Annotated in this window: 10 protein-coding genes; 1 reads left to right on the top strand and 9 read right to left on the bottom strand. The window is 46.3% G+C overall.

Annotation, left to right across the window (positions count from 1 at the left end; genetic code table 11):
• Positions 1-53: 53 nt before the first annotated feature.
• Positions 54-386, bottom strand: coding sequence for a hypothetical protein (locus tag B2746_RS20930; RefSeq protein WP_290798595.1), 333 nt, complete (start codon positions 384-386; stop codon positions 54-56).
• Positions 387-774: 388 nt separating this feature from the next.
• Here B2746_RS20930 and katG point away from each other — a divergent pair, with 388 nt between their 5' ends.
• A complete protein-coding gene (gene katG / locus B2746_RS20925; RefSeq protein ID WP_290798593.1) occupies positions 775-3015 on the top strand; it encodes a catalase/peroxidase HPI in 2241 nt (746 codons plus the stop codon).
• Positions 3016-3091: 76 nt separating this feature from the next.
• On the opposite strand, the gene B2746_RS20920 is transcribed toward katG, so the two are convergent.
• The 8 genes from B2746_RS20920 to B2746_RS20885 are packed head-to-tail and all read right to left on the bottom strand — an operon-like array spanning position 3092 to position 13207.
• A complete protein-coding gene (locus tag B2746_RS20920; protein ID WP_290798591.1) occupies positions 3092-3751 on the bottom strand; it encodes a 3-oxoacid CoA-transferase subunit B in 660 nt (219 codons plus the stop codon).
• Entirely contained in the window at positions 3741-4463 is a 723-nt protein-coding gene (locus B2746_RS20915) for a CoA transferase subunit A (protein WP_290798589.1), read from the bottom strand. The genes B2746_RS20920 and B2746_RS20915 overlap by 11 nt, the downstream gene beginning before the upstream one ends.
• Before the next feature lie 13 nt (positions 4464-4476).
• On the bottom strand, positions 4477-5250 hold the full coding sequence (locus tag B2746_RS20910; RefSeq protein WP_290798587.1) for a 3-hydroxybutyrate dehydrogenase: 774 nt from the start codon (positions 5248-5250) through the stop codon (positions 4477-4479).
• 11 nt (positions 5251-5261) lie between these two features.
• Positions 5262-6677 (bottom strand): GntP family permease, encoded by a 1416-nt coding sequence (locus tag B2746_RS20905; RefSeq protein ID WP_290798585.1) that lies wholly within the window; start codon positions 6675-6677, stop codon positions 5262-5264.
• Positions 6678-6694: 17 nt separating this feature from the next.
• Positions 6695-7627, bottom strand: a complete 933-nt coding sequence (locus B2746_RS20900; protein WP_290798584.1) for a 3-hydroxyacyl-CoA dehydrogenase family protein — start codon at positions 7625-7627, stop codon at positions 6695-6697.
• A 38-nt stretch (positions 7628-7665) separates the two neighbouring features.
• Entirely contained in the window at positions 7666-10965 is a 3300-nt protein-coding gene (locus tag B2746_RS20895) for a glycosyl hydrolase (protein WP_290798581.1), read from the bottom strand.
• Between the two features lie 2 nt (positions 10966-10967).
• A complete protein-coding gene (locus tag B2746_RS20890) occupies positions 10968-11840 on the bottom strand; it encodes an endonuclease/exonuclease/phosphatase family protein (RefSeq protein WP_290798578.1) in 873 nt (290 codons plus the stop codon).
• A 2-nt stretch (positions 11841-11842) separates the two neighbouring features.
• Positions 11843-13207 (bottom strand): neutral/alkaline non-lysosomal ceramidase N-terminal domain-containing protein, encoded by a 1365-nt coding sequence (locus tag B2746_RS20885; RefSeq protein WP_290798576.1) that lies wholly within the window; start codon positions 13205-13207, stop codon positions 11843-11845.
• Between the last annotated feature and the right edge of the window lie 14 nt (positions 13208-13221).

Raw genomic sequence — 13221 nt, 5'->3', positions numbered from 1 at the left:
CTCCCTTTCACCCGACCGGTGGCACCGGTCGGGTGCCACCGGTCGGGTGAAATTTATTTTTGAATACTGGTTAGAACAATTGGCTCGGCGCAACAAGGGCCCGTGGCCGCCTGAATGGAAGCTTTTACATCACCACTAATCACAACCTCGAGTCCATCCAGGTAATACTCCAATGCAAGGGTGCAGGGAATCAGGCGGGAATCAATGGTGCCGGCCTCTGTCAGATACACCGGTTCAGTTGCTGTTGCAGTAACCCGAACAATTGCATTTTTGTTGACTATTTTTCTTACCGTAGGTTGATCGCTGCTACAAGGGGTAGTCTCCCCTTTTTTATTACAGGCTGCAAAACATAGGACCAACAGCAGCAATCCCAACCAATTCCGCATAGTTTTTTATTGGCTGACAACAGATTCAGCCTTAGGGTTGCATATACCTAAACAAGCTTTATCCTGGTTCTAAAGTAATACCATTTACCGTTCATCTACCGTTCATTTACCGTTCATCTACCGTTCACTTACCGTCTTAAAACGGTTCATGAACGGTAGATAAACGGTAGATGGACGGTTAAAGAACGGTTAGTGGATCCATGTTAATACAAGGAAGAACCTGCCTTAAGCCTGCAATTGACCTACTAATAGAGTATCGGCTGCATCCGAAGAGTGGGCAATCTCATAGATTTTATCTATCGGATCATCTATTAAATAAATAAAATTGTTGAGGATTTCATCGATAATTTCGCTGCGTATACAACGCACAACTAATTCATCAAAACATATGGATACTCTACAAAAAATGAACGACGAAGGTGGTGATCAAACCGCCTCCAAGAACGGTGCCTCCAAATGTCCCTTTCACGGAGGAGCTGTAAAAGCGGTTGCCGGAGGTGGTACCAAAAACCAGGACTGGTGGCCCAACCTGCTGAAATTAAATATCCTCCGTCAGCATTCCACCCTTTCTAACCCAATGGGTGAATCCTTCAATTATGCAGAAGAATTTAAATCCCTCGACCTGGCCCAGGTTAAGCAGGACATTTTTAACCTGATGACGGATTCTCAGGACTGGTGGCCGGCTGATTATGGACATTATGGTCCGTTTTTCATCCGGATGGCATGGCACAGTGCGGGAACCTACCGTATTTCTGATGGTCGTGGTGGAGCCGGATCAGGTTCACAACGTTTCGCGCCCCTGAATAGCTGGCCCGATAACGCTAATCTTGACAAAGCCCGTTTACTACTCTGGCCAATCAAACAGAAATATGGCAAAAAACTTTCCTGGGCAGATCTTTTGATCCTGGCCGGAAACTGCGCACTGGAATCGATGGGTTTCAAAACCTTTGGATTTGCAGGTGGACGTGAAGATATCTGGGAGCCTGAACAGGATATTTACTGGGGTTCTGAAAAAGAATGGGTAGCCCAGCACCGTAATCCTGAAGCACTGGAAAACCCATTAGGCGCCACTGAAATGGGACTCATTTACGTTAACCCCGAAGGTCCCGATCGCACGCCTGATCCCGTTCTGGCAGCAAAGGCAATTCGTGAAACCTTCGGCAGAATGGCGATGAATGATGAAGAAACTGTAGCGCTGATTGCAGGCGGACATACATTTGGTAAAACCCATGGAGCTGCAGAGCCAACTAAATATGTTGCGGAAGAACCGGCCGCAGCATCCATTGAAGCAATGGGTCTGGGCTGGAAAAACAGCTTTGGTACCGGAGCAGGTGCAGATACCATTACCAGTGGGATTGAAGGCGCCTGGACAACCACACCGGCCAAATGGAGCAATGATTTCTTCAAACACCTTTTTGAATATGAGTGGGAACTGATCAAAGGCCCGGGCGGAGCCTATCAGTGGGAAGCCAAAAATGTGGGCGAAACCATCCCGGATGCGCATATCGCCGGTAAATTCCATAAACCCTTTATGCTAACTACGGATTTGTCGCTGAAACTTGATCCGGCTTACGAAAAAGTATCCCGTCGTTTTTACGAAAACCCCGACTACTTTGCCGACGCATTCGCACGCGCCTGGTTCAAACTGACCCATCGTGATATGGGACCAAAATCCCGTTACCTCGGTCCGGAAGTTCCGGCAGAAGACCTTATCTGGCAGGATCCGATTCCGGCTGTGAACCACCCACTGGTTGATGATCAGGATATAGCTTCCCTTAAAGCTCAAATCCTGGCTTCAGGGCTCACCATAGCGCAACTGGTTTCCACCGCATGGGGATCTGCTTCCACCTTCCGTGGATCTGATAAACGAGGCGGAGCAAATGGTGCACGCATTCGTCTGGCTCCTCAAAAAGACTGGGAAGTAAATAATCCGGCACAGCTGGCCAAAGTGTTGGAAACACTGGAAGCCATCCGTTCCCAGTTCAACAGCTCAGCTGCAAACGGAAAACAAATTTCCATAGCAGATATGATTGTTTTGGGAGGTTCTGCAGCTATTGAAAAAGCCGCTAAAGCAGTTGGTGTTGATATAACCGTTCCATTTATTCCCGGTCGCACGGACGCTTCCCAGGAAGAAACCGATGTAGAATCCTTTGCTGTATTGGAACCGGCTGCAGATGGTTTCCGTAATTACCTCTCCGCTTACCGTACAACTTCTTCTGCTGAAGAAATGCTGATCGATAAAGCGCAGCTCCTGACACTAACAGCTCCGGAACTGACGGCACTGGTTGGCGGAATGCGTGTGCTGAATGCAAATGCAGATCAAAGCAAACGCGGCGTATTCACCAATCGTCCTGAAATCCTGACCAACGATTTCTTTGTTAATCTGCTCGATTTAAATACCACCTGGAAAGGTGTTAACGGATCAAAAGATTTGTTCGAAGGGCGGGATCGTAAAACCAATGAACTCAAATGGTCAGCAACCCGTGCAGACCTGGTAATTGGTTCCAATTCAGAACTTCGCGCCATTGCTGAAGTATATGGTTGCGCAGACGGACAGGAAAAATTTGTACATGATTTTGTTGCTGCCTGGACAAAAGTGATGAACCTTGACCGTTTTGATTTAGGTTGATTAAGGCTCGGATATACACATGCAAAGTGGCCCGGAACCGGGCCACTTTTTTATACCGCAGTTAAAAAGAATAATTTTAGTCAAGCTTCATTTCCTGAACCTGATCCGGAACTATTAATTTTCCCAAAGTTGAATGTTTAATTAAATCAACACTTACACCCGGAGCATGCTCCAGTAACAAGAATCCGCCTTCGGGAAGTATTTCCAATACCGCCAGTTCTGTTACTATTTTTTTAACGCAGCGAACACCTGTTAAAGGCAAGGTACAGGACGGAAGCAATTTGCTTTCGCCGGCTTTGTTTACATGCTGCATCGCCACAATAATATTTCTTGCACTCGCTACCAGATCCATCGCACCTCCCATTCCTTTCACCATTTTTCCAGGAATTTTCCAGTTAGCGATATCACCCTTTTCCGAAACCTCCATGGCCCCCAATATCGTGAGGTCAACTTTTTGTGCACGAATCATACCGAAACTCATGGCTGAATCAAAAATAGCAGAGCCAGGCAGGGTGGTTATGGTTTGCTTTCCGGCATTAATCAGGTCGGCATCTTCTTCCCCTTTTTCAGGAAATGGTCCCATTCCCAATAAGCCATTTTCTGATTGTAATACCACATTTATTTCTGCCGGAATATAATTCGCAACCAGAGTAGGGATGCCGATCCCCAAATTCACATAGGAATTGTTTTTGATTTCCCGGGCAATTCGTTTTGCAATTCCGTTTTTATCCAGCATGCCTGTCTTTTTTTTGCGATGGGCGCGATGTTCTTTGTTCAATTCTTTTTTCATAGTCCTTTCCCTGAAAAATCCGATGTACATAAATACCGGGTGTATGAATATGATCAGGGTCAAGAGTTCCAGCAGGCACCAATTCTTCTACTTCTGCAATCGTCATTTTGCCTGCCATTGCCATTATCGGGTTAAAGTTTCGAGCAGTAGCACGGAATACAAGATTTCCGGCCGTATCGCCTTTCCATGCTTTTACAATTGCAAAATCAGCCTCAAACGCAACTTCCATCAGATAATCTTTTCCATTAAAATTGCGTTGTTCCTTACCCTCTGCCACTTCAGTTCCTACGCCGGCCGGGGTAAACACAACAGGCATGCCATACCCCGCCGCCAGGCACCGGGTAGCCAATGTTCCCTGTGGTATAAGTTCCACTTCCAGTTCACCTGTTAATAGCTGACGTTCGAACTCTGCATTCTCACCTACATAGGAAGCAATCATTTTTTTTACCTGCCGGTTTTGCAATAACAAACCGATTCCGAAATTATCAACGCCGGCGTTATTAGAAATACAGGTAAGTTCCTGTACACCGTTTTTCGCCAGCGCAGTTATACAATTTTCAGGTATGCCACATAACCCAAATCCACCCAACATCAGTGTCATTCCATTTTCAATTCCATCAATGGCTTCATCCACCGATTGCACCACTTTATTGATCATACTAATTATTTTTCTATTGCGCCGACCAACCGCCATCCAGCGGTATGGCGGTGCCGGTAATTGTTCCTGATCCTTCTACAGCAAGCAACAGCGCCATTTCCGCCAATACCTCTACCGGAACAAACGATTTTACGGCCTGTTTGTGCAACATTACTTTGGCCGCCACTTCCGACTCCGGTATACCGTGTGTCAGGGCCTGATCAGCCACTTGCTTTTCTACCAAAGGGGTTTTTACGTAACCCGGACAAATGGCATTACAGGTTATGTTGAAGGGAGCTCCTTCCAACGCCGCCGTTTTGGTAAAGCCCACCAGCCCATGTTTGGCTGCAACATAGGCACTTTTAAATTCAGAGGCAACCAGCCCATGAGCAGAGGCAATATTAATAATACGGCCAAACTGTCGTTCCTTCATATAAGGCCAAACAGCTTTGGTAAGATGATAGGCTGCATGCAAATTGATTCCAATAATATCGTACCACTTATTGTCGGGGAAACTTTCGATCGGCGCTACATGCTGAATACCTGCATTGTTTATAAGGATATCTATTCCACCAAACATTGCCGTTGCTTCCTCTACCATTTTTTTCAAGGCATCCGGATCAAGCATATTGGCAGCAGAAAACATATAATCGACACCGTGTTCACCCGCTACTTCAGCCGCAATGGATGCACCATTCGATTCCAGGCCATTAAAAACCAATTGATATCCTTTAGCAGCAAAGCCTTTTGCAATGCCCAATCCAATTCCACTGGTGCTGCCGGTAATTAAAACGGTTTTCTTTTTCATATCTGTAATTATTAAACAATGCCCGTGAAATAATAGATGCCAATAATGAGGAATACTGCGAATGTCTTGATGATGGTCATGGCAAAAATATCAATATAGGATTGGCGATGTGTTAATCCTGTTACTGCCAATAAAGTAATAACTGCTCCATTATGGGGCAGTGTGTCCATTCCACCACTTGCCATGGATGCCACTCTGTGCAATACTTCATTAGGAATACCATGTTGAGCCGCCTGTTCCAGATAGGTTTCGCTCATAGCAGCCAGGGCAATGCTCATTCCGCCTGAAGCCGACCCGGTAATTCCAGCAAGGCTGGTGGTGGTTACGGCCTCATTCACCAACGGATCACTGACGGCATTGGCCAGGCCCTGGTTAATCTGTTTAAAACCCGGCAAGGCCGCAATTACACTTCCAAATCCATATTCAGAAGCGGTATTCATGGTGGCAAGCATGGCGCCTCCTATAGAGGTTTGAATGCCCGAATTGAATTCTTGCCTTACTGTATTGAATGCAGTCAGTAAAACAGTAATGACACCTACAATCAATGCACCGGAAACAGCCCACACTGCAGCCAGTTTAGACACATCAATCGGTTGCACATCACTGATACCAATAGTCGAAAAATCAAATTTGCTTTCATACAGGTCAAGAATCAGCAAGGTGAACAGCTTATTACAAATTCCAACCAATAACAGGGGCAACACGGCAAGGGAAACTGAAGGCAATACGCCTTCACCCGGGCCTGCAGGAAGCGCAATGCCCGCGTTCAAACCGGATGACACCCCTGCTTCATACCCTTCTCCGGCTTTGACTGCTTTTTTACGTTTCCATTCCAGGTAGAGCATACCCAATGTAAAAACAAATATGCTTCCGATTAAACCCAGCCAGGGAGCAGCCCAGGTGGTTGTATTGAAGAAGGTGGTGGGAATAATATTCTGGATCTGTGGTGAACCAGGCATGGCATCCATCGTAAACGTAAAGGCACCCAATGCAATCGTAGCCGGAATCAGCCTCCTAGGAATATTAGCAAGTTTAAATAATTCAACAGCAAACGGATAAAGTGCAAAGGCAACTACAAATAATGATACCCCGCCATAGGTTAGTACGGCACCCACAACTACAATTGCCAGCATCGCTTTCTTTTCTCCAATTACCCGTATAATCGAATGAGCAATGGAACGGGCAAAACCCGACATCTCTATAAGTTTGCCAAAAATGGCACCCAGTAAAAACACCGGAAAATAAAGTTTGATAAAGCCCGCCAGTTTTTCCATGAATATGCCCGAGAAAAAAACGGGCACCAAAGACGGACCGGTCAGTGCCACTGCTAAGAGCGCAGCAATGGGAGCAAACAATATGACACTAAAACCGCGATAAGCGACGAACATCAGAAATGTCAAAGACAGCAGGATGATCAGAATATCCATACAACAAGTTTAATGATCTATAATCCGGCAGCCCGGTCTTTCAATAAGAAATGAATCAGGGTCGCTTCTCTTGCCCCTTCCATTGCATGTTTCCGTTCAGGTGTCCAATCATAAAAGCCAGTTCCTGACTTTGTACCATAATGGCCGTCGGAAACCAGGTCTTCCAGCACCTGCAAAGGACCATCTGTATTACATAGCTGTAAATACCGGAGAATGTCAGTATATACATCCAGTCCACCCATATCTGCTGATTCCAGCGGACCTGACTCGGGCAAACGTCTGCCGATTCCAAATCGAATGGCAGCATCTATATCTTCTTTGGAAGCAACACCAGATTCCAACAGAAACTGCGCTTCCCGAAACAGTGCAAATTGAAGGCGATTACCCACAAAACCCGGTATTTCCTTTTTTACCAAAATCGGTTTTTTGTTCATTTTTTTCAACAGATTGGTGGCGCGCTCCAATGTACTGGCACTTGTTGCAGGGCTGCCCACTACTTCTACCAGCGGCACCAGATGAGCCGGATTCCAAAAATGGGTAACGAGAAAACGTTCGGGATGCTTCATATTCGAAGCAATTGCGGTAGGTAGCAGGCCGGAAGTATTGCTCGCCAGCACAACATCTTCCGAACACCATTGATCCAACTCTTTAAAAATTGCTGTTTTCAGTGAAAGTACTTCCGGAATACACTCAATGATGAAGCTGGCCATTTGTGCAGCCGCTTCAAGATTGGTAACAGGCAGTATTCTTTTTTCTATTCCGGATAATTCGTCCGCCGCAATAAGACCTTTGTCCAGCATCAGCTGCAGCTTGTTATGAATTTCTTTGGCTGCTTTCTCCAGCTCTTCCGAATTCAGACCGTATAACGATACCTCCAATCCACACCAGGCAGCTTGCAGGGCAATTGAATGACCCATGGTGCCTGTACCAATTACCAGAATTTTTTCCATCTTTTTTATATAGCGGCAGAACCAACGATACTGCCAGATTAATAGGCCGGATTGTAAGCAACCGCTTTTGTCTTCTGCAATAATTCCTGCGCCGGCATATCAGCCACCAGGTAAACAGGTGAATGGTGTAACCAGGCAACACGGCTATTGCTGATTTCAGCACCGGTTACATCAAATAGTTTTACGCCTTCCGGTAAGGGAATGGTATAGGCTTGCCTTGATGTTTCCGGCAACCAGGCCACCAACACTGCTTTTTTTCCACTTTCAAATGCGTAGCCCTGTAATTCTTCGGATGAAGGACTATCAATTGACCCGATATATTTTGTATCAGCACCCAGAAAGCTGGCAAGTGCAGCCTGCGCAACGTACAGTTTGCGGGGTTGCCCCAGTTCTGTAATCAGCGCCAGTTCAAGATTATTGCCGCCCTCATTCATCATACCTTCTGCACCCTGGTGATAAAATATTTTATCAACCCCTCTTGCAAGTTTGATAATATTAAAGCGCACCGTCCAGTCTGCACCCTGCTGCTCATTTTCCAGCAGCAAATTGGCCGATGAATGATTTGGTGGCGCAATCCAGGGCAGCCAGGGATGATCATCGGTAGCATAATACGAAAACTCTGTTATCCAGATCGGCTTTCGACCCCCATGACGATCCATCATAGCCAATAATGTATCCATTTCAGGAATAAAATGTTCCGGCATCCGATGCATACCGTAGTTATGAATATTCAGAATATCAATAGAATTAAACCCATCCTCCGCAAAAAACTCTTTCATATAACGCCATGGCTCAGCGCTGAACCCGCCCAACACTTTTGCCTGTGGGTAGGCCTGCTTAATGGTGGGGTAGGCTTTTTTCAGCAAACCAATATAATCTGACGGTGTATAATCCGCACCAGGAATTTTATACGCTTTACCCGGCAAACAAAAGGAGGTCCAGACAGGCTCGTTCAAGAACTCGTAATAGTCCAGTTTAGGTTTATAATGATGTACTGCCTTCTGAATAAAATTCATCAATGCTGTCGGCTCTTTAGGCATATAGGCCATCCGGTACCATAAATAATCTTTGATGCTATCCGGCGCAACCGAACCCCAACCGGCAGCAGGTAATGGCGGAACGATTGGCAGTACCTTGTACCCTTCTTCCAGCTCCCGGTTAATTTGTTGATCAGAAGTCGCGAAGGACAGTTTTCCCGGTTCAGGTTCCAGCCAACCCCAGTTAACTGACCAGTTACGGGCCCATTTCAATCCGGCCTGCTGTAATGCCTTTCCCAATTCTTTTGTTACAGGAGCATGATTTACACCAAACAGTGCATCATCGGCCAGATAGGGTTGAATGATCGCCAGCCGGAAAACTTTTTCTCTTTTTATTTCGCCTTCCACCCAGGTGTATTTTGCTTTGTAAAAACCGGGTTTTTTCAGCGGCAAATTCCATTGGAATTGTTCAGCGGAACCGCCTTTTAAGCGTAGTTTTTTTTCTTCCTTTGAAATAACCTGGCCAAAAAAATCGGTCAGTTCCTGCTCTACCACCAGATTCTGTGCAAGTTTATTCCTGTTCGAATACCCTGCCTGCAGTTTCGGCGTTTCCCCCAGGTGAAATATATTCCCAAATTTTGTTGAGGCAAGTTCAAACTCCCATTGAAGACGTGGCTTATAGGAACTGGCTTCCTGCCCCTCCTCCAGTTGAATGGCATCGATCCATACCACCGCCTCATCCTGTTCATTTTTCAACGCCGGGCCTACTGCAATAAAAAGTTCGGCCGATTTCGCCTGCATGCTGAAACTATACCGCTTCCATTCCTTCGTAAGTGTAACCTCTTTTTTTTCAGACAGCACTTTTTGACCGTAGTAGGGAGATAGCCCGTACTCCTGTTGCAAACGCGCAGGAACGCCCACCCTGTCTGCACGCATATAAACTGAAAGGGTGTACCAGTTACCAGGCGTTACGGTCAACCAACCGATATTAGCAGCCAGTGGCGCTTTTTGCACCACCCGTGCAGCAGGCCAGCAATCATAGTAACTGACATGGGTTTTACCCGGGCCCAACTCTATTTGCAGACTACGGTCACCATCAACCGATTTTGTTTTTACAACCGTTCCATATAAACTGGTAAGATCTCCACCCCATCCTGTGTGTTCTCCCAGGGAAGACCATCCACCCGAGCCCTCTTCAAATGAACTGTTCGGCAGCTGATTGCCTGATTTCAGGGCAGGAATACGCGGACTTCTTTTAACTATCTGCTGTGTATCAATGGCTGTTTTGGCTTCTGCTCTTTTCCAGCCGCTCTGTTTGCGCAGACTATCCCTATGCATGGCTGTACGAATAATAAACCCTTTTACGGTACCTGCCAGTACAATTACCGAGTCTCTGCTTTCCAAACTTACCCCATGGTCGAGCCAGTCTCCTGTAACCCCAGTGGGTACCCGGCCGGCCGGCTGCCACTGCAGACCGTCATCGGTTGACAGGTAGACTTCCTCTCCTTCAGTGTAGGTGGAATAATAAACCAACCCATATCCAACCGATATAAAATCATCCGCCGCACCTTTAAATTTCCCGGCGTTGGTCCAGTTACCACCCATATCGGTGCTGCGAAAAATTGTACCTGCTTTATCTGCCTGCAGTAAAACACCGGATGCGCCATATTCCGTGGCAAACAAGGGTTCACTGGTAAGCGCGGTTTGTAGTTTCCAATTCCTTCCATCGTCATCACTTACATACAGCTTGCCATCAAAACTGTTTACAAGCAACCGACCACCAGCCTGCTCAAACCGATACAATGCATTGGTACCGATTTTGCCTACATCCTTCCATGTTTTTCCTTCATCGGTTGACCGGTAAATATGACCACCATCGGTATCGGTACTGCTAACGAGTAAACTGCCTTTTTCTGTAAAAACGATGCCATAGCTCGCCTGGGCCCCATCGCGACTATTGTTGACCGTTAGTTTGGTCATTTTCTGCCAGGATCTTCCTCCGTCTATGGTTTTAAGTACCTCGCTTTCTCCTGTAAGTAAAAAAAAATTCTGTGTATTACCTGTTTCGGCAATACAGGTAATATTCGCTCTGGCAGGCGTGGCTATCCATCTCCAGTTTCGTCCGTAATCGTAGCTGATAAACAATTTTCCGGGTTGATCACCGCGGGTTGCACAGGCAACAGTTGAACCACCAAGGGCTTTGATGGCATCAATTCTGCCCCCTTTAACCAACTCCACCGATTTCCATTTTTGCAACAGCGGAGGCTTTTGATCCTTCGCCTGAGCATATGTGTTACCCGAATAAATTGTACCACAGATCAGCAGGCAAATACCTGCTAAAAAATTACCAGGATGCTGCATCTTTATTCTTTCAATGTTAAAAGGAGTGGATAATGATCTGATAGGTTATGCGTCACTTTATCCTTACGGATACTAAACCGAACAGCCTGCTTGCGGGCAGCAGGATTTAACCAGATATAATCAATTCGGGAAGGGCCTCCCCAGTAAGTTGGTTTATGCTTATACCCTTTTGTCGGACAGGTAGAAGTAAAACCTTTTTTGCCTAATTCATTGCTATCAAGGTATCCGGCAGCAATCATTGCATCAATAACAGAATAGTCATACTCCCCATCTCGCATATTCTGCAACTCAAACCCTTCCTGTTTCATGGCAATCGCACGCCGTATTCTTCCAGAATCAGCATAGGCAAGGCTGTCAACGGGTGAAATATTATTAAAGTCTCCCATAATCAATACCGGCTCATCCGATGGCAATGCATTGGCTTTCTCCAAAATAAAATTGATTTGCCTTAACCGATTGGGTGCTTTAAAGGGGTCCAGGTGCACTACGAACACATGGTACAAGCGATTGACCTTCGCATATATATACCCTACATACTGATCAATCTGTACCCGTTCCACCTGTTCCAATGGATATTTCGAACTGAGCCCTACGGGATAACCATTTTCACGCAACAATACCGAATAGGGGTGACCATAACTTCGGCTGAATGAATCCAGCGATCTGTGTGTGAAGCCATTCAATTCCTGAAACGACACAATCGCCGGATCAATTTTTTTCACCCATTGCGTGAATGCAAGTTTCCGTTCCTGCTTCTGCTGCAGGCCTTCCAGTACATTGTAATTCAACACCACAAAACCAGATTGCGATAAGAGAACTGTGGGCAGGAAAAGCAGCAGCATGCCACAAAAACTACGTTTAACGGAAACCATCATATTTACTTACGGTTTTTAACAGATTTGGGAGTTTTCAACGGAGCCCGAAAATCACCCTCCAGGTAATTCATTACCAGGTTGATGAGATCGTCAGCAGCTTTAGGAGTTACACTTGATACAGTTGGCTCATAACCTCCCCAATTCCATTCATTTTCAGGAAGCAGGTAACCAAACCATCCATTGGTATAACCGAAATAGAAGGTGCTGGGAAATGGAGACCGCTCGCGGATTTCATTGGAAATTTCACAGAACAATTCCACAGGAGCTCCCCATACTGCCAGTTCATCATTTATTCTGAAAAACCTGATAGGCATTCGTACAAAATGCTCGCCCGCCTTGGTAGTGCGATTGAATTTTGCCAATCGTTGTGGCCAGCTGAGATCAGGGCGGCGGGGTGTTTCCAGAATCACTTCACCGGCATGCAGGTTAACGTCTGTTCCGGTTGCAATTTTTTTGGAGGCATCCAGAATCTTATCTCCCAGCATCAGGTTGAATTGCTCCAGCACTTCGCCTGTTCCTGTACTGTAAATTGGTGCAATATTTCCTGCGGCGCCGTTGATAAACAACATCGGTGCTCCGGATTGCTTCTCTACATATTCAGCTACCACACCCGGGCCATCGCCGCTGATGTGCATATTTTTATTTCCCAACACCGTACCATGCATGGCATAATTGGCAACCGTGCCCAGCAGGGTGCCATCCAGTTTTTCGAGTTTAATTAAACCGATCTTGCGATCTACCGGCCCATCAGGGTCAATTCCCAGTGTCGATTTACCATTCATCAAACGGGCGCGGCGATTGATATTGGCATTCGAATGCCCCCAGCCGATTCCAAGTTTTGCAGGAACGAGGTTACGCTGAGCCTGTTTTATTCCCTCCAATAACTGGCGGCCAACAAAATCAGTATATACGGTATCTACCGCATGCTCATACCGCTCCGGCATAAATACGCTGGTAATATCAGGGTGACCAACTTCCGGCGCAGAATGCGTGTGGGTGGTTGTCCACCAAACGTTTACCGGATCAATGCCCAGTTCTTTTTTCAGCCAACCCGCCACGCGATCGTATTCAACAGGCGAAATAATGCAGAGATCTGATGACACCAGAAAAAACTGACGGCGGCCATCATCCATCGCAAGAATTCTATGATAGATCCGATCGCGGATTCCAGTAGATTTTCGTGCCTGATACCCCAGCAGTTGCTTGGGCTCGTCGGGCGTTATATCCACTTTTACCACTGCTGCTCTGAAGGATGACGGACTTGATGCAGACTGCGCTAAAGCAGTTGTACCAAACCAGGTGAGGAACACCAGGCACAGCAAACCCATTTTGCCCGGGAATTTCATATTCGGAAAAGCCTTATGCATATCAGTCATTTTAG

The sequence above is a fragment of the Flavihumibacter sp. UBA7668 genome (assembly GCF_002483205.1).
Taxonomy (GTDB): domain Bacteria; phylum Bacteroidota; class Bacteroidia; order Chitinophagales; family Chitinophagaceae; genus Flavihumibacter.
Note: the sequence above shows the minus strand (reverse complement) of the source record. Positions and strands in the feature narration are given on the sequence as shown.